The 21,898-nt window shown below is 69.9% G+C and carries 26 protein-coding genes; 9 read left to right on the forward strand and 17 right to left on the reverse strand.

All coding sequences use genetic code 11. The annotated features are described in order from the left end of the window. Nucleotides 1-7 precede the first annotated feature (7 nt). On the reverse strand, nt 8-613 hold the full coding sequence (locus tag ACNPQM_RS25180; RefSeq protein ID WP_358860304.1) for an ABC transporter substrate-binding protein: 606 nt from the start codon (nt 611-613) through the stop codon (nt 8-10). Between the two features lie 117 nt (nt 614-730). Here ACNPQM_RS25180 and dtd point away from each other — a divergent pair, with 117 nt between their 5' ends. Continuing rightward, nucleotides 731-1,180: a D-aminoacyl-tRNA deacylase gene (gene dtd / locus ACNPQM_RS25185; protein WP_358860303.1), complete on the forward strand. Its 450-nt coding sequence runs from the start codon at nt 731-733 to the stop codon at nt 1,178-1,180. A gap of 46 nt (nt 1,181-1,226) precedes the next feature. Here dtd and ACNPQM_RS25190 read toward each other — a convergent pair whose 3' ends face one another. From ACNPQM_RS25190 to ACNPQM_RS25215, 6 genes are all read right to left on the reverse strand, one after another. Beyond that, complete coding sequence (locus tag ACNPQM_RS25190) at nt 1,227-2,192, reverse strand: YgfZ/GcvT domain-containing protein (protein ID WP_418085814.1); 966 nt, start codon at nt 2,190-2,192, stop codon at nt 1,227-1,229. Between the two features lie 50 nt (nt 2,193-2,242). Beyond that, nucleotides 2,243-2,713 (reverse strand): Fur family transcriptional regulator, encoded by a 471-nt coding sequence (locus ACNPQM_RS25195; protein ID WP_358860301.1) that lies wholly within the window; start codon nt 2,711-2,713, stop codon nt 2,243-2,245. Between the two features lie 65 nt (nt 2,714-2,778). Continuing rightward, nucleotides 2,779-3,351 carry an FABP family protein gene (locus tag ACNPQM_RS25200; protein WP_037695873.1) on the reverse strand — a complete coding sequence of 191 codons (573 nt, stop codon included), beginning with the start codon at nt 3,349-3,351 and terminating at the stop codon, nt 2,779-2,781. A 279-nt stretch (nt 3,352-3,630) separates the two neighbouring features. Then, complete coding sequence (locus ACNPQM_RS25205) at nt 3,631-4,560, reverse strand: hypothetical protein (protein WP_418085815.1); 930 nt, start codon at nt 4,558-4,560, stop codon at nt 3,631-3,633. Beyond that, nucleotides 4,557-5,393, reverse strand: coding sequence for a hypothetical protein (locus ACNPQM_RS25210; protein ID WP_418085816.1), 837 nt, complete (start codon nt 5,391-5,393; stop codon nt 4,557-4,559). Before ACNPQM_RS25210 ends, ACNPQM_RS25205 begins: the two co-directional genes overlap by 4 nt. After that, the gene (locus tag ACNPQM_RS25215) at nt 5,390-6,256 is read right to left on the reverse strand and encodes a hypothetical protein (RefSeq protein ID WP_418085817.1); all 867 of its coding nucleotides are present in this window, start codon (nt 6,254-6,256) and stop codon (nt 5,390-5,392) included. Before ACNPQM_RS25215 ends, ACNPQM_RS25210 begins: the two co-directional genes overlap by 4 nt. Before the next feature lie 106 nt (nt 6,257-6,362). Here ACNPQM_RS25215 and ACNPQM_RS25220 point away from each other — a divergent pair, with 106 nt between their 5' ends. Then, nucleotides 6,363-6,725 (forward strand): DsrE family protein, encoded by a 363-nt coding sequence (locus ACNPQM_RS25220; RefSeq protein WP_358860297.1) that lies wholly within the window; start codon nt 6,363-6,365, stop codon nt 6,723-6,725. A 31-nt stretch (nt 6,726-6,756) separates the two neighbouring features. Here the strand turns inward: ACNPQM_RS25220 and ACNPQM_RS25225 are convergent, their stop codons facing one another. The 8 genes from ACNPQM_RS25225 to ACNPQM_RS25260 form a co-directional block, all read right to left on the reverse strand. Beyond that, complete coding sequence (locus ACNPQM_RS25225) at nt 6,757-7,017, reverse strand: DUF3099 domain-containing protein (protein ID WP_358860296.1); 261 nt, start codon at nt 7,015-7,017, stop codon at nt 6,757-6,759. A 146-nt stretch (nt 7,018-7,163) separates the two neighbouring features. After that, nucleotides 7,164-7,451 carry a DUF1416 domain-containing protein gene (locus tag ACNPQM_RS25230; protein WP_358860295.1) on the reverse strand — a complete coding sequence of 96 codons (288 nt, stop codon included), beginning with the start codon at nt 7,449-7,451 and terminating at the stop codon, nt 7,164-7,166. Between the two features lie 49 nt (nt 7,452-7,500). After that, nucleotides 7,501-8,346 carry a sulfurtransferase gene (locus ACNPQM_RS25235; protein WP_358860294.1) on the reverse strand — a complete coding sequence of 282 codons (846 nt, stop codon included), beginning with the start codon at nt 8,344-8,346 and terminating at the stop codon, nt 7,501-7,503. A gap of 144 nt (nt 8,347-8,490) precedes the next feature. Beyond that, on the reverse strand, nt 8,491-8,598 hold the full coding sequence (locus tag ACNPQM_RS25240; protein WP_358860293.1) for a putative leader peptide: 108 nt from the start codon (nt 8,596-8,598) through the stop codon (nt 8,491-8,493). Nucleotides 8,599-8,813: 215 nt separating this feature from the next. Further along, a complete protein-coding gene (locus ACNPQM_RS25245) occupies nt 8,814-9,503 on the reverse strand; it encodes a DUF2993 domain-containing protein (protein ID WP_418085818.1) in 690 nt (229 codons plus the stop codon). 135 nt (nt 9,504-9,638) lie between these two features. Further along, a complete protein-coding gene (locus ACNPQM_RS25250; protein WP_418085819.1) occupies nt 9,639-11,087 on the reverse strand; it encodes a hypothetical protein in 1,449 nt (482 codons plus the stop codon). A 10-nt stretch (nt 11,088-11,097) separates the two neighbouring features. Then, complete coding sequence (locus ACNPQM_RS25255) at nt 11,098-11,352, reverse strand: MoaD/ThiS family protein (protein ID WP_030925031.1); 255 nt, start codon at nt 11,350-11,352, stop codon at nt 11,098-11,100. Between the two features lie 41 nt (nt 11,353-11,393). Then, entirely contained in the window at nt 11,394-12,275 is an 882-nt protein-coding gene (locus tag ACNPQM_RS25260) for an alpha/beta hydrolase family protein (RefSeq protein WP_418085820.1), read from the reverse strand. 312 nt (nt 12,276-12,587) lie between these two features. On the opposite strand from ACNPQM_RS25260, the gene ACNPQM_RS25265 reads away from it, so the two are divergent. The 6 genes from ACNPQM_RS25265 to ACNPQM_RS25290 all read left to right on the forward strand — a co-directional run bounded on the left by ACNPQM_RS25265 (nt 12,588) and on the right by ACNPQM_RS25290 (nt 18,152). Then, nucleotides 12,588-13,388: a response regulator transcription factor gene (locus tag ACNPQM_RS25265; protein WP_418085821.1), complete on the forward strand. Its 801-nt coding sequence runs from the start codon at nt 12,588-12,590 to the stop codon at nt 13,386-13,388. Between the two features lie 24 nt (nt 13,389-13,412). Then, nucleotides 13,413-14,456, forward strand: a complete 1,044-nt coding sequence (locus tag ACNPQM_RS25270; protein ID WP_418085822.1) for a LacI family DNA-binding transcriptional regulator — start codon at nt 13,413-13,415, stop codon at nt 14,454-14,456. 194 nt (nt 14,457-14,650) lie between these two features. After that, complete coding sequence (locus ACNPQM_RS25275; protein ID WP_418085823.1) at nt 14,651-15,781, forward strand: S1C family serine protease; 1,131 nt, start codon at nt 14,651-14,653, stop codon at nt 15,779-15,781. 11 nt (nt 15,782-15,792) lie between these two features. Then, nucleotides 15,793-15,966, forward strand: coding sequence for a hypothetical protein (locus tag ACNPQM_RS25280; protein WP_358860286.1), 174 nt, complete (start codon nt 15,793-15,795; stop codon nt 15,964-15,966). A gap of 42 nt (nt 15,967-16,008) precedes the next feature. Continuing rightward, nucleotides 16,009-16,740, forward strand: coding sequence for a response regulator transcription factor (locus ACNPQM_RS25285; RefSeq protein ID WP_418085824.1), 732 nt, complete (start codon nt 16,009-16,011; stop codon nt 16,738-16,740). After that, entirely contained in the window at nt 16,737-18,152 is a 1,416-nt protein-coding gene (locus tag ACNPQM_RS25290) for a sensor histidine kinase (RefSeq protein ID WP_418085825.1), read from the forward strand. Before ACNPQM_RS25285 ends, ACNPQM_RS25290 begins: the two co-directional genes overlap by 4 nt. Nucleotides 18,153-18,170: 18 nt before the next feature. On the opposite strand, the gene ACNPQM_RS25295 is transcribed toward ACNPQM_RS25290, so the two are convergent. Both ACNPQM_RS25295 and ACNPQM_RS25300 read right to left on the reverse strand, forming a co-directional pair. After that, a complete protein-coding gene (locus ACNPQM_RS25295; protein WP_418085826.1) occupies nt 18,171-18,602 on the reverse strand; it encodes a DUF302 domain-containing protein in 432 nt (143 codons plus the stop codon). Nucleotides 18,603-18,718: 116 nt separating this feature from the next. After that, nucleotides 18,719-20,554, reverse strand: a complete 1,836-nt coding sequence (locus ACNPQM_RS25300) for a bifunctional metallophosphatase/5'-nucleotidase (RefSeq protein ID WP_418085827.1) — start codon at nt 20,552-20,554, stop codon at nt 18,719-18,721. A gap of 327 nt (nt 20,555-20,881) precedes the next feature. Here ACNPQM_RS25300 and mshD point away from each other — a divergent pair, with 327 nt between their 5' ends. Further along, entirely contained in the window at nt 20,882-21,817 is a 936-nt protein-coding gene (mshD, locus tag ACNPQM_RS25305) for a mycothiol synthase (protein WP_358860281.1), read from the forward strand. Nucleotides 21,818-21,898 lie beyond the last annotated feature (81 nt).

A 21,898-nucleotide genomic window follows, 5' to 3' on the forward strand; every position in this document is an offset into this window, starting at 1 on the left:
GATCGCTTCAGGTGAGCAGGTCGTCTACTTGTGCTTCCCCATCACGGTACCTGCGGGCGATCTCCGCACTGCAATCGTCCGTGGTGCACTGCAGCTGGTGACGGCGGCGGGAGACCTGTTGTTCGTAACGGACGAGCCGTCCCATCGCGGTGTGCAGCTCCGCGTCCGTACGGGCGTCGAGGTCGGAGAGTTCGACCTCGGCGAGTGTCTCGGCGGCCAGCCGGCGGAACTCGTCGCTCCGCGGCGTGGTCAGCGTCACGTGCCGGGCGGACGAGCGGTGCCGCGACGGGGTGTCGGCGAGGATCTCGGAGAGCCGGTCCACGACCGGGGTCTCGGGGTCCCGGCGGCGGGCCAGCTCGGCCCGCAGGATGTCGATCCGCCCCTGGACCAGACGGCGTACGTAACTGAGGTCTGCCTCGTCGCGCTGCGCGTCGCGGCGCAGCGCGCGCAGTTCCGGCAGCCGCAGGGAGCCCAGCTCCGGCTGCGAGGGCCCGGGCAGGCCGTCGTCGAGGCCGGGACCGGTCCGCTGCACGGGCGGACGCATGGTGCTGGTACCGGCGGCACGCGTGACCGGTACGGCACCGGGGGACTGCCCGGTTCCATATGTACTCATGCTCTGTCCATCCCCTCGACCGGTGCGTCGGCACACCGCCTCCCGTGCATGGTGCCACCCCACACCGCGCCTATGCAGATGACCTGTACCCGTTCAGCCCAAGATAGGTTGGTCTGTATGCGTGCGGTGGTACAGAGAGTGGACGGCGCGAGCGTCACGGTGGCCGACGGCTCGAGCGACGGAAACGGGCCCGAGGTGGTCGGCGAAATCGTCGGCGAAGGCCTGTGTGTGCTGGTCGGAGTCACCCACGGGGACACCGCGGAGAAGGCGGCGCAGCTCGCCCGCAAGCTCTGGTCGGTGCGCATCCTCGAGGGCGAGAAGTCCTGCTCCGATGTGAATGCACCGCTTTTGGTGATTTCACAGTTCACTCTCTACGGGGACGCCCGGAAGGGGCGCAGGCCCACCTGGAACGCCGCGGCGCCCGGCGAGATCGCCGAACCGCTGGTCGACGAGGTGGTGGCGCAGCTGCGGGCGCTGGGCGCGCAGGTGGAGACGGGCCGGTTCGGAGCGGACATGCGGGTCTCGCTCACGAACCATGGCCCGTTCACCGTACTGATCGAGGTCTGAGCCGGGTTCGGCCGTGCGCGTCCGTAGACGGCCGCGCGTAGCGGCTCTACGGCTCGACGACCGTCTCCTGGGCCGCCGCGGTGTCCCCCGCGAGTAGTTCCGCGTCCATCGCCACGTTCCGCTTGACCAGCGCCAGCGCGATCGGGCCCAGCTCGTGGTGGCGGGCGGACGTCGTGATGAAGCCGAGCTGACGTCCCTCCGCCCCGTCCGCTGCGAGCCGCACCGGGGTGCCGTGTCCGGGCAGAATCACGTCGCTGCCGTCCAGGTGCAGGAAGACCAGCCGGCGCGGCGGCTTCCCCAGGTTCTGCACCCGGGCCACGGTCTCCTGACCGCGGTAGCAGCCCTTCTGGAGGTGGACGGCGGTGCCGATCCAGCCCAGCTCGTGCGGGATGGTGCGGTGGTCGGTCTCGAAGCCGAGCCGGGGGCGGTGAGCCTCGACGCGCAGCGCCTCGTAGGCCAGGATGCCGGCCACCGGGCCGTTCTCGGCGGCGTAGGTCTCCAGGTCGGCGCGGGGCAGGAACAGGTCACGGCCGTGCGGTGTCTCCCGCACGGTGACGCCCTCGGGGACCTCCGCGATGGAGCCGGCCGGCAGGTGCACGACGGCGAAGTCCTCGGTGCGGTCGGTGACCTCCACCCGGTAGAAGAACTTCATCGAGTCCAGATAGGCGATCAGGTCGCCCTGGGTGTCCGGTTCGACGTGCATCCACACCGTCTCGCCGTCGTCGACGAGATAGAGAGCGTGCTCGATGTGCCCGTGCGCGGTGAGGATCAGCGCCTCGGTGGCCTCCCCCGGGGCGAGTTCGCTGACGTGCTGGGTGATCAGCAGGTGCAGCCAGGCCAGCCGGTCGCTTCCGGTGACGGTGACGACGCCGCGGTGCGAGAGGTCGACGAGGCCGGTGCCGTCGGCGAGGGCTCGCTGCTCGCGGAACAGGTCGCCGTAGTGCGCGGCGACACCTTCGTCGCGGCCCTCGGCGGGGACGGCGCCGGGCAGGGACAGCAGGGGGCTCTTCATGCGACCAGCGTACGACTCGGCTTACGGCCTACCCCACGACAGGGAGGCCGTTATTGCGCCGATGCGGGCGGCCGGGGCCGATCGCCCGGCTCACCGTCCGCCGCCTTCGCCGTGCAGCCGGCGCAGCGGCCGAAGATCGCGAAGTGCTTCATGTCGGTCTCGAAGCCGAAGCTGTCCCGCAGCTTCGCGGTGAATTCGGCGACGACGTCGACATCGGCCTCGATGATGTCCTCGCAGTCCCGGCAGACCAGATGGATGTGGTGGTGGCGGTCGGCCAGGTGGTACGTCGGCGCCCCGTGCCCCAGATGGGCATGGCTGACCAGCTGGAGCTCCTCCAGAAGCTCCAAGGTCCGGTAGACGGTCGAGATGTTCACACCGGATGCCGTCCTGCGCACCTCGGCGAGGATGTCGTCGGGCGTCGCATGTTCCAGTGTGTCGACGGCTTCGAGGACAAGCTGCCGCTGCGGCGTCAGCCGATAGCCGCGCTGCCGAAGATCGGTCTTCCAGTCGGTGCTCACCACAGGGCCAGTGTAGGACCGGGTGAGCACCTGACCGCAGGTCGTGCGCGTACCTGGGAGGCGTGCGGCTACTTGAAGAACGCGATGCCGTCGTCCGGCAGGTCGCCGAGGCTCTTCGCCATCGCCTCGACCTCTTCCGGGGTGACGACCTTCTTCAGGTGCGCCGACATGTACGGGCGAAGCTCCACGTCGGGGGTGGCCTTCTCCCCGACCCACATCAGGTCACTGTTCACATAGCCGTAGAGGCGCTTGCCGCCGTTGTACGGGCCGGAGGCCGCGGTCCGGGCCACCGCGTCGGTGACCAGGTCGATCTGCGGCTTCTGGTGGGCGAGCTCGCCGTACCAGATCTCGATGACCCCCTGGTCGCGGACCATGACGACCTCGACCTTGCGGTCCTTGTCGATGCGCCAGTAGCCGGACTCGGTCTCCAGCGGCTTGACCTTGTTGCCCTCGGCGTCGAGCACCCAGGAGTGCGAGACGTACTCCAGGAAGTCCCGGCCGTCGTGGCTGAAGGAGACTTCCTGGCCGAAGTTGCACTTCTCGGCGCCGGGGAAGTCGGACACACCCGCGCCCGCCCAGTTGCCGAGCAGGAAGGCAAGCGGGACGAGGTCCGGGTGGAGGTCGGACGGGATCTCGATCATGAGCGGCTCAGACGATCTGTGAGGGAGTGGTCAGTGGTGCGGACTCGGGTCAGCGCTGGCCCTGGTACAGCTTCTTCACGGTCAGGGCCGCGAACGCAAGAACGCCGACGCAGACCAGAACCAGCAGGGTGGTGAAGAATGCCTCAAGCACGGGAGCTCCTCGGACGAGCGATAACGAGCGGTATGGCGGCAATACGGGGCCGGACCCCAGCCTAATGGGTAGGGGCCCGGCGCGACGGTTCGGGGCGTGCCGGGGGCAGGCGTTCCCCGGCGTGGGGGTCAGCCCAGCAGCTGGTTCTGCAGGATCAGTGTCTGGTGGAACGGGACGCGTTCCGTGCCGGCTTTCCCCTTGCGGGACTGGATGACGAGGGCGAGCGTGTCACCGGAGAGCACATATGCGTGGCGGACCTGCTCGGATCCGTACGGCTTGTCCTCGGCGTACACATAGGACGCGGTGTTCTCCACCCGCCCGCCGCCCGACCAGGTCTCGTCGAGGTCCGTACTGGGCGACCCGATGAGCTGAGCACCGATGGATGTGTTTTCGGAGATCTCGCTCCGGAACGCCTCGGCGAACGCCGTCGAATTGAACTGGAGCAGATAGATCCGGGACGAGGTGCCGTCCGGCATGGTCCAGCCGCGCGCGGCGATGTGACGCAGCGCGGAGTCCTTGAGCACCTGCCCCAGCTCGGCACGCTTGCCCTTCTGGTAGACGGAGAGGTACTGCGCCGTGCTCACCCACCCACCGGTGAGTTCCTTGTCCGCCGCTGCTCCGGCCGGGGCCGGCAGCAGGAGTTTCCGCAGGTCTGCGTGGTGGACCTCGGCGACATTGCCGTCGTTGAACGGGCGCGGCGAACCGGCCGGGAGGGCGGGCAGACTCAGCTCCGGATAGTCCCAGCGGCCGTCCGTCGCAGTGGCCAGACCCGGTACGTCGGTGCGCTCCATCGAGGTGATACCGAGCGCCGTACCGGTGCCCAGACCGCCGAGCACCAGCACGGCAGCGGTCCAGCGGGCAACGGCCCGCAGAACGCGACGGGGCGGCTTCGAGGCCGGGAGGGGCTCTGCGGCCGGTACGGGCTGCCCCGTGAGCGTCGGCACGGGCTCCGCGGCCAGTACGGGCTCCGCCTCTGCCACCGGGAGCTCCTGCTCCGGGGCCGGCTGTTCCTCGGCCGGGGCCGAGGCGGGGGTCGGTGCCGCCGTCTGCTCGGTCATACGTACTCCCCCGGCGATGTGATGTGGTTGAGCTGGTCCTTCAGCAATTCCGCGACGGCCGTCCTGCCGATGGGCTTGGTGCCGGCCGCGGAGACGGCGATGCTCAGCTCGCCGTCGTATGCCTGGCACCAGATGTTCTCGATGCGGTCCTCGCTGTCCCTGGGCGACAGGAAGCACGTGGCGTTCCTCCTGTGGCCGTCGATCGTCGGACCCTCGCGGAAGCCACCGAAGGAGTCGAAGACACCGTTCCGGAAGGTGTAGAGGTCCCGCACGGCCTTCTTGTCCTTCATCCGCGTGATCTGGACGTCCACCAGAAGGTCGTTGTTGTCCGACGTGTACGAACGGAGGGCGACTCCCTGGATGTGAAGCTGGTCGACCCTCCGGTCGAGTGCACGGCGCTCCTTGCCCGCGAGCCCGCGGTTGCTCTCCTTCAGCGCGGCGGTTGCCTTCCTGCCGCTGAGCTCGCTGTCGTTGCCGCTCTCCCCGATGTCCGGACCGAGCCGGTAACCGCTGGGCACAGGCAGCAAGAGTTTGCTGAGCTCGGTGATAGCCCTGCCGCGGCCGACCTCACCTGCCGGGTCCTTGGATGCCTTGTGCGAGGACTTCGCCCAGAGTGTGGTCTTCACGCCGCGGTCAGCGTGGTCGACCGTGATCTTCGTGTACGCGGCGGCGCCGCCGACGGAGCCGATCACCAGCACGGCCCCAAGGACGGCGGGAATCAACCGGCGGGTCCTACCGGGCCGGTCCGGCGCCGCCGGAAGGAGAGGCGCGTCGGGGGAGACGACGCCGGCGGTCTCCGGGCCATTCCGGTCGGACCTGGTCTCGTCGCTCACAGGCGCTCCAACTGTCGCTCGGCCAGCATCCGGATGTCCTTCTTGCTGATCGTCCGGGTGTCGAACATGTTGATCTCGGCCATGATGTCGCCGCGCTGCACGACAGCCCTGGCCCGGTACAACGGCAGATAGCCCGGCTTCAGATCGGCCTTGTACACGTAGCAGCGGCCGTTGCCGCTGCCCTTGAGCGGCTCGCTCTCCACAACGTCATCGTCGCCGGTCAGGTAATACAGCTGGTCCTCGGCGTGGTCGGCGGCCCCTGTTCGCGCACCTGAGCGGAACTGGACAAGCCAGACATTGACCGTGCGGTACCGGCCTTTCGTCCAGGAAGCGGCGGCGACCCGGCGGATGTCGGATTCGACGAGGTACTCGAACGCCCTGTCCGCGCGCTCGAAGTCGCGGGCGTACGTGTCCACGCTCATCCAGCCGTCGTCCAGGCGCGGCTGCTTCTGGTCGGTCCAGCCCGACGGCCTGTCGATGAGCAGCTCACGCAGATCGCCGTCCGTCTTCATCTGCCGGTCCTGCGACACAGGCAGCGGGTCGGGGACCTGGTCCGAAGGCAGCGCCTTGGCCGGGTAGGCCAGGTTCGGCTGCGACAGGGCGGGCAGCGGTGTCGGTGCGCGGTCCGCCTGCACGCCGTAACCGACGGCGGTGCCGCCGGCTATCCCGAGCACCGCGGCAGCCGCGATCAGCAGGGCCGTACGGCCACGGGACCGCGGCTTGACGGGCGCCGAAACGGGTCCGGCAACAGGAGCGGGAACAACTGCGGGTGGTGCTGCGGTCGGCTCTATGGCCTGGACCGCCACCTCGATCTGGACGGGACGCTCGGCCGGCCCGTCAGGAATGGTGTCTTTCAGTTCCAAAATGGGTCCCCCCACGAGACCTGAAGCGCAGATTCCATGACCTGCGCACCCAACTGACCCATGGCGGTGGGGTGGGGTTGTGCGGCCGACGATTACAGTTCGGCATATGCCGAAGAAGCTCGTGATCAAGGTGACCGCAGGGGCCGATTCCGCCGAGCGCTGCTCGCAGGCGTTCACGGTGGCGGCGGTCGCCGTCGCCAGCGGTGTCGAGGTTTCGCTCTGGCTGACCGGCGAATCCAGCTGGTTCGCACTGCCTGGCCGCGCCGCCGAGTTCGAACTCCCGCACGCCGCACCGCTGCCGGACCTGATCGAGTCGATTCAGGCAGGCGGCCTGATCACCCTCTGCACCCAGTGCGCGGCTCGGCGCGACATCACCGAGAACGACGTGCTGGAAGGCGTACGGATCGCCGGTGCCCAGGTCTTCGTCAGCGAGGTCATGGCGGACGGCGTCCAGGCCCTCGTCTACTGACGGTTCTTCCTGCCGACGGCGGACAGTTCTGCTACTGGCGGCGCTTCTTGCCGTCGAGCTCGTCCCACCACTCGTCCGACTGCGGGTCGCCGGACGGATCGTCCCACCAGCGGTCCTCCGGTCCTCGCCGGTTGGCGACCATCGCCGCGACGGGCGGGATGACCATGGCGACCACGCACATTCCGACGGCGACGGGCATCGACCAGAGCCGCACGAAGGCCCAGGCGGAGACGAAAAGGAGGATGCATCCGCCCATCATCAGGAAGTAGCGGCGACGGCGCCGGGCGTACATAGCTCAAGCGTAGGCCCGACCCCGGCCTGTGCGCCCAGCACGAACGGGCCCGCGCACACCCTGTGGACGGCGCGAAGGGCCGTACCCCGGCTCAGAAGGCGTCCAACCCCCTGGGGTACGGCCCTCCGGCCGGTCTGTGCCGCGGATCAGACGGCGATGGCCACCTCGGAGAGGCCACCGGTCTTCGCGACGACCGTGCGGTCGGCGCTGCCGCCCGGGACGAGGGCGCGCACCGTCCAGGTGCCCTCGGCCGCGTAGAAGCGGAACTGTCCGGTCGCCGAGGTCGGGACCTCCGCGGTGAACTCGCCGGTCGAGTCCAGCAGACGGACGTAACCGGTCACCGGCTCGCCGTCGCGGGTCACGCTGCCCTGGATCGTGGTCTCACCGGGCTTGATGGTCGAGGCGTCGGGGCCGCCGGCCTGTGCTCCACACATGGTGTTCTGTCCTTCTGGTCGGGGTCGGGCGGGTCCAGGTCCGGCGGTGTTACTTGTTGGCGCCGAGCTCGATCGGCACACCGACGAGGGAGCCGTACTCGGTCCACGAACCGTCGTAGTTCTTGACGTTCTCCTGGCCGAGCAGCTGGTGCAGCACGAACCAGGTCAGGGCGGAGCGCTCACCGATGCGGCAGTACGCGATGGTGTCCTTCGACAGGTCGACCTGCTCGGCCTCGTACAGGGCCTTGAGCTCGTCGTCCGACTTGAAGGTGCCGTCGTCGTTGGCGTTCTTCGACCACGGGATGTTGCGCGCGGTCGGGACGTGGCCCGGACGCTGCGACTGCTCCTGCGGGAGGTGCGCCGGGGCGAGCAGCTTGCCGCTGAACTCGTCGGGCGAACGCACGTCGACCAGGTTCTGGCTGCCGATCGCCGCCAGGACCTCGTCACGGTAGGCGCGGATCGACTGGTCCTGTGCCTGGGCCTTGTACTGGGTGGCCGGACGGGACGGGATCTGGTCGCCGTCGACCAGGTCGCGGGAGTCGAGCTCCCACTTCTTGCGGCCGCCGTCGAGCAGGCGGACGTCCTGGTGACCGTAGAGCTTGAAGTACCAGAACGCGTAGGACGCGAACCAGTTGTTGTTGCCGCCGTAGAGCACGACCGTGGTGTCGTTGCCGATGCCCTTCTCGGACAGGAGCTTCTCGAAGCCGGCCTGGTCGATGAAGTCACGGCGGACCGGGTCCTGGAGGTCCTTGGTCCAGTCGATCCGGATCGCGTTCTTGATGTGGTTCTTCTCGTACGCCGAGGTGTCCTCGTCGACCTCGACAAGAGCAACCTTCGGGTCGTCGATGTGGGCCTCGACCCAGTCGGCGTCCACGAGGACGTCACTGCGGCTCATTCTTTTCTCCTCCGGGGCAGTCTGCGGCGAGATGGTGCGGGGTGCGGATATAAGGAGGCGCATTTCTGCGCGTACACACATGCACGGAAATGGGCCCTGACAGCGGTCGAAGGGCCGGGGGAATGCGGGAAACAGCGATCCCGCTCAGACAGTGCGACAGAGCATGGCGGCGACGCGGCACAGGTCCACTGCCCGCCGCTTCGTGAGATCCGCGTGGCCCCGCTGGCGGAGGCCGCTGATAGAGCACTGCATGGGACCGATCGTAGGGACGTACGGGCGGACATGTCACCGGCGTGTCGCATCATGAGACGCGATCGTCCGCACTGCGGGACGATGGCGCGATCGCGGTACCTCCGGCATCAGCACCGGAGGAACGCGCCGTTCGGTCATCTGCAGATCGGACGGGTGCGTCTCACTATGTGGTGCAGCGGCTGGGGAATGCTCTACCCAGCCTGCACGCGGTTCAGCTATCGCGCGAGCCGGACGTCCGAACCCGTCACCGAGATCTCCAGACCGTCCTTCGTCGGCTCGATCCGCTGCAACTTCAGCCCCCTCGGCAGGGCGCCGATCTCCCGCTCGAAATCGGTCTTCCTGCGCACCAGGCCTTCGAGTCCGGGAATGCCCTCGCCCGGCACCTTGTCCGCATGCACCCGCACGGTGCGGCCGTCGACGAGGGTGACGGAGGAGGTCACGCTGCGCGTGAGGGTGCGGCCGAGGATGTCGATGGCGCCGGTCACCTTCACCTTGCCGTTGCCGCCGTACTCGACGACGACGCCGTCGCCGGCCGCGTGCGTCAGATCCTCGTACGAGATGGTCGCTGTGCCCGTGGCCCGGGCGGCAGTAGCGCTGGAGAAGCCGTCGGCCAGCGTGACGTCGTGGAGTTCGGCGTTCATCTCGTTGATCCGGATCCTGCGCCCGTCGGCGGCGGTCTCGATGCCGGTGAGCTTGATGTCGACCCGGTCGAGTGCCGATCCGGCGACCTGGGTCAGAAAGGGGAAACCTCTGATGGAGACGTCCGTCGAGTCGACCGTGCCCCCGACGACCTCGACCCGGCCCGCCGCCTCGGACTCGGCGAAGTACACCGCGGCCCGGTCGACCACGATGAAGGTGCCCCCCAGGACCACCACGACGACCAGCAGTATTCGCAGTGCACGCATGCCCGTTCTTCCCCCGCCCCGCGTCCGCCCGGACCCCCTGGCGCCCGTGAGCCTGCTGCGGCTGCACGGCACGCCCGGGGGGATCGACGAGCCGGGGACCCGCCGCGGTTCCCGGTCCGCGGCGGGTCCCGCGGGTCAGGAGACCGCGTGCCCGATCAGATATACGGCGGGGGCCGCGGCGGTGAGCGGCAGCGCCACCCCGGCCGTCATGTGCACAAAACGTGACGGGTAGTCGTAGCTCGCCACCCGCAGCCCGATCAGCGCGCAGCCACCGGCCGCGAACCCGAGGAAGGCACCCTTCGCGCCGAGGTCGGTGAGCCCACCGACCGCGATACCGGCAACCGCGGCGGCGAGCAGCGCCACCACGACCGAGGCGGGTCCGGGCAGCGGCAGCGCCCGGGCGAGCACGGCGACCGCGACAGCCACACAGCCGGCCGTCACGGCGTCCGGCGCCGCCGCGAGATGCCCGGCGGCGAGGATCGCCAGGGCGGTCGAGGCGACGGTGGCCATCAGCCCGTACATCCGCTCGTCGGCGCCCGCATGGCTGCGCAGCTGCAGGACGACGGTGAGCAGCACCCAGATGCCGAGGGTGCCGAGGATCGCCGCGGGGGCGTTCTCCCGGCCCGCGACGAGCAGCACGACATCGGCGACGAACCCGCCGGCGAAAGCGAGCGCGATGCCCTGCCGGGCGGGCCACATGCCGTTGAGCCGGAACCAGCCGGCGGCGGTCACGGCCTGGAGGAGCACCAGCGGCACGAAGAGCGCGTACTGCCCGATCGCGGCACCGAGGGCGAGCAGCAGCCCGAGGCCCGCCGTGATCGCCGCCGGCTGCATCCCCGGCGCGATGATCGGCGAACGGCCCTCGGCGCGGGCGCGCTGGGCGTCGGTGATGCGGCTGTTGCCCAGGGTGGTGGGTGCGCTGTAGCCGGAGGCGTCGCGCGCGGCCGCCGCGTCCGGGGCCGGTGCGGCCGGGGCGGCGGCCGGGACCTCGGGGGGCAGCGGGTACGAGCCGGAGGCGCCCTGCGGGATCGGATATCCGGCGGGGCCGGCGGCAGCCGCGACGGGCTGCTGCGGCGCCTGCGGCGGGTACGGCTGGTCGTACTGCGGCTGCTCGTACTGCGGCTGCTCGTACTGCGGCTGCTGGTGCTGAGGCTGCTCGTACTGAGGCTGCTCGTACTGCGGCTGCTCGTACTGCGGCTGCTCGTACTGCGGCTGGTCGTACTGCGGCTGCTGGTGCTGAGGCTGCTCGTACTGCGGCTGGTCGTACTGCGGCTGCTCGTACTGCTGGGCGTAGGGCTGCTCGTACTGCTGCTGCGCATACTGCTGCGGCTGCTCGTACCGGGGCTGCTGCGGCTGCTGCGGCTGCGGTGCCGACGGGACGGCCGGCTGGTACTGGGTGTCCCAGGTCTGGCCCTCCCAGGTCTGCAGGACCCCGGGGTCCTGGAACGCCTGGTTCGGGTCGTACGGGACCTGCTGCCCGTACGGCTGCGGTTCCTGGCCGTTTCCGTATCCGTTGCCGTACCCGTGACCGGTCCCGGTCGCGGACTCCTGTCCGTACGGATACTGCTGATCTCTGTTGCTCATGTGCTGCGGTTCACCCTCCTGCGAACGGCGGGAGCACCTCGACCGTGCCGCCCTCGGCAAGGCGTACGGTCTCATGGCTGCGGGTACCCACGGGGTCACCGTCGATCAGGAACGAGCACCGTTGCAGCACTCGGGTGAGCTCACCGGGGTGCCGCTCGCGCACCGCGTCGAGCGCCTCGGCGAGCGTCGCGGCTGCGTACGGCTCCTCCGCGGTCCCGGCGGCGGCCTTGGCGGCGGCCCAGTAGCGGATGGTTCCCGCTGGCATGGCGACGTTCCCTTCGTCTCGTGTCAGCTGTCCATGATGAATCACTCCGCCACCGCCCAGTCCGCGATCCGGGTGAGCAAGCTCTCGTCCGCCGCGTTCTCGGCGTGCCCCATGCCGCGCCGCAGCCACAGTTCCGCACCGCCCTGTGCCGCGTCGGCCAGCATGCGGGGGTGGTCGAGCGGGAAGTAGGGGTCCTGGTCGCCGTGCACGATGAGCAGCGGCGCCGGGGCGATCAGCGGGACCGCCTCGACCGGGGAGAGCGGCACGGGGTCCCATTCCTTGCGGTCGATCCGGGTGCGGAGGGCGTACCGGCCGACCAGCCGGCCGGTGGGCCGGGTCACCACCCAGTGCAGGCGCCGCATCGGGGCCGTACCCCGGTAGTACCAACGGGCGGGAGCACTCACAGCCACCACCGCGTCCGCGTGTGCTTCGATCCGCTCCCTGCGCGCGGGAACCGGAGGCGAGGGCTGTGCCGTGTCCGGAGAGGTCCCGGGAGCCGTGTACAGCGCCCCGTGCCGCAGCACCACGGACCCGCCCATCGAGAACCCGACCGTCACCACCCGCCGGTGTCCGAGCGAGCGCGCCCACGCCACCGCGGCCGCCAGATCCAGCACCTCACGGTCACCGACCGTCGACCGGCCACCGGAACCTCCGTGCCCCCGGAAGGAGAACGTGATCACGGCAGCACGCTGGGCGAACACCCTCGCCGCGCGCCGCACTGCGGGCCGGTCCAGCGAACCGGTGAATCCGTGCGCGACCACGATCGCCGGGCCGGCATCCCCGGCATCGGCACCGGTCGTACACGGTTCGTACACCGCCTCGATCGGCAGCCCGTCATCCGTCCGCAATGTGGCGCGCCGGGCTCCCGGCGTGATCAAGCAAACAGAAGAACTGCGAAACGAACTCTCGGACACAGAACTCATGTGGGCTATTCTGCTGGGAAGAGGATCCGGGCAATGCAGCCCCCGGGTCCTTTTGTGCTTTACACGCGTTGTTACGACGACGTTTCGCAGAGCTCAGCGGTCCCAGGACAGGGGACCGCACCGTTGAAACACGTATGACAATCGTCGTACGGCAGCAGCACGACAAACGTACGAAGAAGTGCCGCAGATCTCCCCCGGGCCCCACCCGGGAGTGCCCCTCTCGCAGGGAACGAGGAGGACCGACGCAATGGGCGAGCAAGGCAAGCACATCGTGCACGATCACCGACCGACGACCCGGGAAGGTGGGCGGCGATGAGTTCACTGCTGCTTCTGACCAACGCTCTTCAGCCGTCGACGGAGGTGCTTCCCGCCCTCGGCCTCCTGCTGCACAGCGTGCGAGTGGCCCCCGCCGAGGGACCCGCTCTCGTCGACACGCCGGGTGCCGACGTCATCCTGGTCGACGGCCGCCGCGACCTGCCGCAGGTGCGGTCGCTGTGCCAGCTGCTGCGGTCCACCGGACCTGGGTGTCCGCTGATACTCGTCGTGACGGAGGGCGGTCTCGCAGCCGTCACCGCCGACTGGGGCATCGACGACGTGCTGCTGGACACCGCGGGACCGGCCGAGGTCGAGGCCCGGCTGCGGCTGGCCACCGGCCGGCAGCAGCTCACCTCCGACGACTCCCCGATGGAGATCCGCAGCGGTGATCTCTCGGTCGACGAGGCGACCTACAGCGCAAAGCTGAAGGGCCGGGTCCTCGACCTGACCTTCAAGGAATTCGAACTTCTCAAGTACCTCGCACAGCACCCGGGCCGCGTCTTCACCCGCGCCCAGCTGCTGCAGGAGGTCTGGGGCTACGACTACTTCGGCGGTACCCGGACGGTCGACGTCCATGTCCGGCGGCTGCGCGCCAAGCTCGGCCCCGAGCACGAATCGCTGATCGGCACGGTCCGCAACGTCGGCTACCGCTTCGTCGCGCCGGAGAAGGTGGAGCGCGCCGCCGAGGGGGCGAAGTCCCGGGCGGCGAAGGCGGCCGCCGAACCACCCACCCGTTCGGAGCAGGCCTCCGTGGCCGACATCGTGGAAGATGCCCCGGTCCGGCCTGCCGGCAGGTAGGTCCATCCGCGTAGACTGCCGCGCGTGGCCAAGGTGACGCGGGACGATGTGGCGAGACTGGCGGGGACGTCGACCGCGGTCGTCAGCTACGTCATCAACAACGGACCCCGGCCGGTTGCCCCGGCCACCCGCGAGCGGGTACTCGCCGCGATCAAGAACCTGGGCTACCGGCCAGACCGCGTCGCCCAGGCGATGGCCTCGCGGCGGACCGACCTCATAGGGATGATCGTTCCGGACGCCCGCCAGCCCTTCTTCGCGGAAATGGCGCACGCGGTCGAACAGGCTGCCGCCGAGCGCGGAAAAATGGTTCTCGTCGGCAACTCCGACTACCGCGACGAGCGCGAGGTCCACTACCTCCGCGCCTTCCTCGGTATGCGTGTCTCCGGACTGATCCTGGTCAGCCAGGGCCCCAGCGACCGGGCCGCCGCCGAGGTGGAGGCATGGGACGCCCGGGTCGTGCTGCTGCACGAGCGGCCCGAGGCGATCGACGACGTCGCGGTCGTGACCGACGACATCGGCGGCGCTCAGCTCGCCACCCGGCACCTCCTCGAACACGGCAACGCGTACGTGGCGTGCTTCGGCGGCATGGAGTCCACCCCGGCGGTCGGCGACCCGGTCGCGGACCACGTCGAGGGCTGGCGACGGGCGATGCACGAGTCGGGGCGCTCCACGGAGGGGCGCCTTTTCCAGGCCCCGTACAACCGCTACGACGCCTACCGGGTTGCGCTCGCACTGCTCGCCGGTCCGGACCGCCCCCCGGCGATCTTCTGCTCGACGGACGACCAGGCCATCGGGGTGCTCCGGGCCGCGCGCGAACTGCGGATCGATGTGCCCGGGGAGCTCGCGGTGGCGGGCTTCGACGACGTGAAGGAAGCGGGGCTGACCGATCCGCCGCTGACGACGGTCTTCTCGGACCGCCCGGCCATGGCCCGGGCCGCGGTTGATCTGGTGCTCGACGACTCGCTGCGGGTCTCGGGCTCGCGACGGGAGCGGCTGAAGCAGTTCCCGTCGGCGCTGGTGGTGCGGCGCTCGTGCGGGTGCGGGGAGCCGACGGCCCAGGGCCGGTAGACGGGGCACTTCCCCGGCCCGGGGCGCTCGCCTTCCGCCCACCCGTACGACGTTCCCGGCGGCTCTTGGACCGGCCGGCACATGGACGCCGTCGCCCATGTGCCGGCCGGCCTTATATGGGGCATACACGGTTCTGTCGGGCTTCTCAGGGCACGCTCAGGGTTCTCTCATGTTCGCTGGCCACAGTCATAGACATGACTGAGAGCCAGCGCCCGAGCGGCGAGTACCCGACGCACCCCTCGTACGGCAACGACGACGCGGCCTACCCGCCGCCGCCCTCGTACTGGCCGGCGCAGCCGATCGCCGCGGGCCCCGGGACGACCGGGTGGCCCGGCAACAGCGGTGACGACGGTCACAGTGGCGGCGGTGACGACGGCTACGGCGACTTCCACGGGCTGCCGCAGCCCGCACCCCAGCCGCCCGCGCGCGGCAGGCGTCGGGTCGGACGGCCGGTCGCCCTCCTGACGGCCGTGGCCGTCGCGGCGGCGGTCGTCGGTGGTGCCACCGCCACCGTCATCGGTCAGTTCACCGACTCCGGTTCCAGCGGCAGTGGCGGCAGCAGTGCGGTCAGCGGCACGACCGTCTCGCAGAGCAGCGCAGGAACCGTCGCCGGAGTGGCGCAGGCGGTGTCACCGACGATCGTCGAGATCAGCGCGAGCTCGAACGCGGGCCAGTCCACCGGGTCCGGCGTGATCATCACCTCCGACGGCGAGATCGTCACCAACAACCATGTCATCGCGGGCGCCTCGACGATCAAGGTGACGCTCAGCACCGGCAGGACGTACACCGCGAGGGTGGTCGGCACGGACGCCGACAAGGACCTCGCGCTCATCAAGCTGCAGGGGGCGAGCGGGCTGAAGACGGCCACGCTCGGCGACTCCTCCTCGCTCAAGGTCGGTGACCAGGTCGTCGCGATCGGCTCGCCCGAGGGCCTCACCGGCACCGTCACCAGCGGCATCGTCTCCGCACTGGATCGCGATGTCACCGTCGCCAAGGACAGCAACAGCGGTCAGGGACAGCAGGGCGGGGGCCGCGGCGTCTGGCCGTTCGAGTTCGGCGGGCAGCAGTTCAACGGCGACACCGGCGACTCCACCACCACCTACAAGGCCATCCAGACCGACGCCTCGCTCAACCCCGGCAACTCCGGCGGTGCGCTCATCAATATGAACGGCGAGATCATCGGCATCAACTCCGCGATGTACTCCGCGAGTTCGTCCGACGGGTCGAACAGCTCCAGCGCGGGCAGCGTCGGCCTCGGCTTCGCCATCCCGGTGAACACGCTCAAGGCCGACCTGGACACCCTGCGGTCCGGCAACAGCTCCTGAGGAGATCAGCCATGAACCACCCTTCCGACACCCCCACCGGCCCGGCCGCCCTCGCGCTGCCACTGATGCTCGCGACGGAGTTCGCCGCCGTGGCGCGGCGCTCGCCGGAGGTCCGTGCGACCACCCGCAGCACCGGCCGGAAGCGCCGCGCCGCCCGCCGCAGTGCGACAGTCGTGCGAGGCTGAGAAGACAGCACCACGGCAGCAGAGAGAAAAGGACGACGAGCGATGAGCCCCGCCGAAGACGATCCGCAACGCATCCTGATCGTCGACGACGAACCCGCCGTACGCGAGGCCCTGCAGCGCAGTCTCGCGTTCGAGGGGTACGAGACCGAGGTCGCCGTCGACGGTCTCGACGCCCTCGCCAGGGCCGAGTCGTACGCCCCCGATCTGATCGTCCTCGACATCCAGATGCCGCGGATGGACGGTCTGACCGCCGCCCGCCGCCTCCGTGCCACCGGCACCACCACCCCCATCCTGATGCTCACCGCCCGCGACACCGTCGGCGACCGCGTCACCGGACTCGACGCCGGGGCCGACGACTACCTGGTCAAGCCCTTCGAACTGGACGAGCTCTTCGCCCGCATCCGGGCCCTGCTGCGCCGCAGCTCGTACGCGACCGCGGCAGGCGGCGGCGTCCCCGACGACAATGTGCTGTCCTTCGCCGATCTGCGGATGGACCTCGCCACCCGCGAGGTCACCCGCGGCTCGCGCCGCGTCGAGCTGACCCGGACCGAATTCACGCTCCTGGAGATGTTCCTGGCCCACCCCCGCCAGGTGCTGACCCGCGAGCAGATCCTGAAGGCGGTCTGGGGCTTCGACTTCGAACCGAGCTCCAACTCCCTGGATGTGTACGTGATGTACCTGCGCCGCAAGACGGAAGCGGGCGGCGAACCGCGGCTCGTGCACACGGTGCGGGGCGTGGGGTACGCGCTGCGGGCCGACGGGAGTGACGGATGACCGGGGCCCTGCGCCGGTTCCGCGCCCTGCCGCTGCGCTCCCGGCTCGCGCTGCTGGTGGCAACGGCAGTGGCGGTGGCGGTAGCGGCAGTCGCGGCGGCCTGCTGGTTCGTGACGAAGGCGCAACTCAACCAGCAGATGGACAATTCGCTGCGCAGTTCCAAGGTCGACGAGAAGTACCTGACATCCCTGTACAACTACTGTGGCGGCGCCACCCTGCTGCCGCCGCCGCCGTTCACCAGCGGGTACACCGTTCAGCTCGTCGACGCCGACGGCACGGTGTGCATCGCCCCCAAGAAGGCGGCACTCCCCGTGAGCCACGCCGACATCGCGGTGGCCGAGGGGCAGCAGGACTACGCCCTGCACTCGGCAAGGACCGAGAGCGGGACGAAGATGCGCGTCTACACCTCGCAGGTCCACATCGGCCCGTTGGTCCGGCCCGGCCTCGCCGTCTCCGTGGCGGTGCCCATGGACCAGGTCACCGACCCCCTCACTCAGCTCGCCTTCGTCCTCCTCATCGTCTCCGGCATCGGCGTCATAGGCGCGGGCGCCGCCGGTCTCTGGGTCGCCCGCACCGGCCTGCGCCCCGTCGACGAGCTCACCGCCGCCGTCGAGCATGTCGCCCGCACCGAGGACCTCTCGCTCCGCATCCCCGTCGAGGGCGAGGACGAGATCGCCCGGCTGTCCCGCTCCTTCAACTCGATGACCGCCTCCCTCGCCACCTCCCGGGACCGGCAGGCGCAGCTGATCGCGGACGCCGGGCACGAGCTGCGGACCCCGCTGACCTCCCTGCGTACGAACGTGGAACTGCTCGCCCGCAGCGACGAGACGGGCCGGCCCATCCCGCCCGACGACCGCAGGGCGCTGATGAAATCGGTGACCGCGCAGATGACGGAGCTGGCGTCGCTCATCGGCGACCTCCAGGAACTGGCCCGCCCGGACGCGGCCCAGCCCGGCCCGCTCCAGGTCGTCGGCCTGCACGACATCGCCTCCGCCGCGCTGGAGCGGGCACGGCTCCGCGGCCCCGAGCTGACCATCACCGCGGACCTCGAACCGTGGTACGTCAGGGCCGAGCCGGCAGCGCTGGAGCGGGCGGTCGTCAATGTCCTCGACAACGCGGTGAAGTTCAGCCCGCCGCACGGCACGGTCGCCGTGGCCCTGCGCGACGGCGAGCTGACCGTGGTGGACCAGGGTCCCGGCATCCCGGCCGAGGATCTCCCGTACGTCTTCGAACGCTTCTGGCGCTCCCCCACCGCCCGGCAGCTGCCGGGCTCGGGGCTGGGCCTGTCGATCGTGGCGCGCACGGTCCAGCAGGCGGGCGGCGAGGTCGCGCTGCACCCGTCGCCTGGCGGCGGCACGAAGGCCTCGATCCGCCTGCCGGGCGCACCGCAGCCGCCGCCGGAGAACCCCTGACCCGTCCCCGGCGTCCGATCAGGCCCCCGGGGTGTAGAAGGCCGGTGACGTGGCCTGGCGTACTGCGGCCACCGTGCTCGCCTCCAGTGCCGCGACACCGGCTTGGCTCTTCGGCCCCAGCCCGTGGCGTGCGGCGACCCATGAGGCGTCGTTGCAGGTCACCCAGGTGACCCCGGTGGCGTCCTGCCAGGCCAGCGCCTTCGCCGGCAGGTCGATGCCGGCGGTCTGCTTGTCCTGCATCAGGTGCGTGCCGCCCTCGGGCTTGCCGAAGATGAGCAGTTCCGTCGGACGGAGTTCCAGCCCGGCACGGGCGGCGTGGTCCGCATGGTCGACCCGCGCGAACACATGGAAGCCCGCTGCGGTGATCGCGTCCTGAAGCCGGTCGATCGTCTCGCGGACGGGCCTGGTGCTGGCCACGGTGACCAGGCCCTTGTCTGCATCTTCAGTCATTCTTGCGACCATAGGCGAGACTTTTTCGGTTCCCCCGATGACACCAGGGCGGTGGGCCATCCGGCCCACCGCCCTGCTCACTCACCCGCGTACGGGCACTGAGTTTCCTGCCGAACCTACTGAATGACCGTGATCCGGTCGGTGGCCGGCGGGGCCAGCGGCGCCGCCGCCGACGAGTGCGCCGACAGGTACGCGTTGAACAGGTCCAGATCGGACGGGCCGACCAGCTTGTTGGTGCCCTGGCCGAGCGCCGCGAAACCGTCGCCGCCGCCCGCGAGGAACTCGTTCATCGCGACGCGGTACGTCTTGGCCGGGTCGATCGCCGCACCGTTCAGCTTGATCGTGTCGACGACGACGCGAGCCGCGCCGGTCTTCGTCATGTCCAGGGTGTAGGTGAGTCCCTTGGACACCTGAAGGATCTTCGGGCTGGCCTCGTTGGAGCCGCTGACCTGCTGCTGGAGTGCGGTGATCAGCTGGGCGCCGGTCAGGTCGACGACGTTCATCATGTTGGTGAAGGGCTGCACGGTGAAGGACTCCCCGTACGTCACCACCCCGTCGCCCTCACTGCCGGTCGACTTGTACACCAGGTCCGCGCGGATACCGCCCGGGTTCATGAAGGCGACAACCGCCCCGCCCTTGTCCGCCGGGGCCAGGCCCTCCAGCTGGGCATCCGCGATCACGTTGCCGAGCGGCTTCTCGAAGGCCGTGGAGCCGCGGCCGTTGATGTCGGCGGAGATGTAGCCCTGCGGCCTGTTCGCGATGGGAGCCGCGAGAGTGTTCCAGCGGGCGATCAGGGCCGTCATGTCAGTGGCCCTGGGCTGGTCCCGGGTGACGATGTGGTTCGCCGAGACCGGGTTCGAGGAGTTCGACGACGTCACCGACGTACGCACGATGTCCTTGGTACGGCGGTCGTACGTGAGGGTCGTGTCCGTGTACAGCTTGCCGAACGACGAGGCCGAGGTGACCAGGCGCGGGTTGCCCGCCGGGTCCGGCACGGTGCACACGTACGCCTGGTGCGTGTGGCCCGTGACCAGCGCGTCGACCTTCGGGCTGATGCCCTTGGCGATGTCCACGATCGGCCCGGAGATGCCGTCGCCGGCGCCGGGGCTGTCGCAGTCGTAGTTGTACGAGGAGGAGGCGGGGGCCCCGCCCTCGTGGATGAGCGCGACGATGGACTTCACGCCCTGCTGGTCGAGCTCCTTGGCGTACTTGTTGACCGTCTCGATCTCGTCGTGGAACTTCAGGCCCTTGACGCCGTTGGCGGTGACGATGTTCGGCGTGCCCTCCAGGGTCACTCCGATGAAGCCGATCTTGACGCCGTCCTTCTTCCACACGGTGTACGGCTTGAGGATCGGCTTGCCGGTCTTCTCATTCGTCACGTTGGCGGCGAGATACGGGAAGTCGGCGCCCTGGAAGGTCTTGCCCTTCTCGTAGCACCCCTCGACCGGGTGGCAGCCGCCGTTCTGCAGACGGGCCAGCTCGGTGGCGCCCTCGTCGAACTCGTGGTTGCCGACCGCTGTCACATCGAGGTCGATCTTGTTGAGCGCCTCGATGGTCGGCTCGTCGTGGAAGAGACCGGACAGCAGCGGGCTCGCGCCCACCATGTCACCACCGGCCGCGGTGATGGAGTACGGGTGGCCCTTGCGCGCTGCGCGCAGCGAGGACGCGAGGTACTCGACACCGCCGGCCGGAATCGCCTTCGTCGTACCGTCGGCCTGCTTCTCGGTGACCGTGCCGGCCGACCCGGCCGGCGGCTCCAGGTTGCCGTGCAGGTCGTTGAAGGAGAGCAGTTGGACGTCGACGGTGTGGGCCGACTCGTGCTGCCCTTGGCCTTGATCGCGGTTCTGGGCATCGGCCGGCATTGCGGCGACGAGCGCGCCGACGGTGGCCAGCCCGGCCGCGGCGGCGAGCAACCGCCTCGACGCGCGGTTCTTCTGCGGTGTCGCTGACATCGGTCCCCTTGTGAATTTCAGCGGGAGGGTTCGGCCGCAGCCTAGAGTCAACGCGCGTAGCGCGACAGATGTTTCGAGTTACGAACTGGTTGCCTTGTGGTCAGTAAGGGCGTCTATCACCGCACTTCACCCGACAGCACCCATATGCGGGCAGGAACGTCACGGCCTACAGGTCACCGCGGTCCGGCACGCCAGGGCTGACGGGCCGGGGCCGGGGCCGGCCGACGGCCGCGCCCACCCCGCAAAGGCGGTCCGACCCACACCGCACACCGCCGATCGAGGCCGCAACGCCCCGCCTGCGCCGCTCCCCGCCGTACGCTCGTACGCATGACGACTGATGTACCCCTCCCCGCTCCGGGACGCGAGATCCAGACGCTCGAGGTGCTCTCTCCCGACCAGGCCGAAGCCGTCCTCGACCTGCTCGGCGAGGCGGCCCGCGCCGACGGCAGGCCCGCGGTCTCCGAGCAGGGGCGACTGCAACTGCGGGGCGGACGCCGGGAGGGCGTGCGGCACCTTCTGCTCACCAGCACGGGAACCCTCGTCGGGTACGCACAGCTCGAGGACACCGACCCCGTCGAGGCGCCCGCCGCCGAGCTCGTCGTGCATCCCGCGCACCGCGGGCAGGGACACGGGCGTGCGCTGGGCGCCGCGCTGCTCGCCGCGACCGGGAAGCGGCTGCGCGTATGGGCGCACGGCGGGAAGTCCGCCGCCCGCCATCTCGCCCAGGTCCTGGGCCTCTCCCTCTTCCGCGAGCTCCGCCAGCTGCGCCGCACGCTGAGCCCACTGGACATCCCTGAGCCCGTACTGCCGCCGGGCGTCACCGTCCGTACCTTTGTGCCCGGCCAGGACGACGCCGCCTGGCTCGCCGTGAACAGTGCCGCATTCGCCCACCACCCCGAGCAGGGATCGCTCACCCAGCGCGACCTGGACGACCGCAAGGGCGAGCCCTGGTTCGACCCGAAGGGGTTCTTCCTGGCCGAGCGCGAGACCGAGGGCGGGACCGAGCTGGTCGGCTTCCACTGGACGAAGGTGCACGCCGAGGAGCAGCTCGGCGAGGTGTACGTCGTCGGCATCCGGCCGGACGCGCAGGGCGGCGGTCTCGGCAAGGCGCTCACCGCGATCGGGCTGCGCCACCTCGCCGCCGAAGGGCTGCCGACCGCGATGCTCTACGTCGACGCGGACAACCCGGCGGCCCTGGCCGTGTACGAGCGGATGGGCTTCACCACCCATGAGGTGGATCTGATGTACCGCGCGGAGTCCTGAGACCCGGCCCGCACAACACCCCACGGGGCGGCGTCGCTTGACGCCGCCCCCTCTTTCCGACACCCTTTCACTACTCAATTA

Source organism: Streptomyces sp. NPDC056231 (genome assembly GCF_048270745.1).
Taxonomy (GTDB): domain Bacteria; phylum Actinomycetota; class Actinomycetes; order Streptomycetales; family Streptomycetaceae; genus Streptomyces.

Bases quoted from the DNA above. Each gene is read 5' to 3' on its own strand.
- ACNPQM_RS25180 (WP_358860304.1), bottom strand. From the start codon at position 613: ATGAGTACATATGGAACCGGGCAGTCCCCCGGTGCCGTACCGGTCACG.
- dtd (WP_358860303.1), top strand. From the start codon at position 731: ATGCGTGCGGTGGTACAGAGAGTGGACGGCGCGAGCGTCACGGTGGCC.
- ACNPQM_RS25190 (WP_418085814.1), bottom strand. From the start codon at position 2,192: ATGAAGAGCCCCCTGCTGTCCCTGCCCGGCGCCGTCCCCGCCGAGGGC.
- ACNPQM_RS25200 (WP_037695873.1), bottom strand. From the start codon at position 3,351: ATGATCGAGATCCCGTCCGACCTCCACCCGGACCTCGTCCCGCTTGCC.
- ACNPQM_RS25205 (WP_418085815.1), bottom strand. From the start codon at position 4,560: ATGACCGAGCAGACGGCGGCACCGACCCCCGCCTCGGCCCCGGCCGAG.
- ACNPQM_RS25220 (WP_358860297.1), top strand. From the start codon at position 6,363: ATGCCGAAGAAGCTCGTGATCAAGGTGACCGCAGGGGCCGATTCCGCC.
- ACNPQM_RS25225 (WP_358860296.1), bottom strand. From the start codon at position 7,017: ATGTACGCCCGGCGCCGTCGCCGCTACTTCCTGATGATGGGCGGATGC.
- ACNPQM_RS25230 (WP_358860295.1), bottom strand. From the start codon at position 7,451: ATGTGTGGAGCACAGGCCGGCGGCCCCGACGCCTCGACCATCAAGCCC.
- ACNPQM_RS25235 (WP_358860294.1), bottom strand. From the start codon at position 8,346: ATGAGCCGCAGTGACGTCCTCGTGGACGCCGACTGGGTCGAGGCCCAC.
- ACNPQM_RS25240 (WP_358860293.1), bottom strand. From the start codon at position 8,598: ATGCAGTGCTCTATCAGCGGCCTCCGCCAGCGGGGCCACGCGGATCTC.
- ACNPQM_RS25245 (WP_418085818.1), bottom strand. From the start codon at position 9,503: ATGCGTGCACTGCGAATACTGCTGGTCGTCGTGGTGGTCCTGGGGGGC.
- ACNPQM_RS25250 (WP_418085819.1), bottom strand. From the start codon at position 11,087: ATGAGCAACAGAGATCAGCAGTATCCGTACGGACAGGAGTCCGCGACC.
- ACNPQM_RS25255 (WP_030925031.1), bottom strand. From the start codon at position 11,352: ATGCCAGCGGGAACCATCCGCTACTGGGCCGCCGCCAAGGCCGCCGCC.
- ACNPQM_RS25260 (WP_418085820.1), bottom strand. From the start codon at position 12,275: ATGAGTTCTGTGTCCGAGAGTTCGTTTCGCAGTTCTTCTGTTTGCTTG.
- ACNPQM_RS25265 (WP_418085821.1), top strand. From the start codon at position 12,588: ATGAGTTCACTGCTGCTTCTGACCAACGCTCTTCAGCCGTCGACGGAG.
- ACNPQM_RS25275 (WP_418085823.1), top strand. From the start codon at position 14,651: ATGACTGAGAGCCAGCGCCCGAGCGGCGAGTACCCGACGCACCCCTCG.
- ACNPQM_RS25280 (WP_358860286.1), top strand. From the start codon at position 15,793: ATGAACCACCCTTCCGACACCCCCACCGGCCCGGCCGCCCTCGCGCTG.
- ACNPQM_RS25285 (WP_418085824.1), top strand. From the start codon at position 16,009: ATGAGCCCCGCCGAAGACGATCCGCAACGCATCCTGATCGTCGACGAC.
- ACNPQM_RS25290 (WP_418085825.1), top strand. From the start codon at position 16,737: ATGACCGGGGCCCTGCGCCGGTTCCGCGCCCTGCCGCTGCGCTCCCGG.
- ACNPQM_RS25295 (WP_418085826.1), bottom strand. From the start codon at position 18,602: ATGACTGAAGATGCAGACAAGGGCCTGGTCACCGTGGCCAGCACCAGG.
- ACNPQM_RS25300 (WP_418085827.1), bottom strand. From the start codon at position 20,554: ATGTCAGCGACACCGCAGAAGAACCGCGCGTCGAGGCGGTTGCTCGCC.
- mshD (WP_358860281.1), top strand. From the start codon at position 20,882: ATGACGACTGATGTACCCCTCCCCGCTCCGGGACGCGAGATCCAGACG.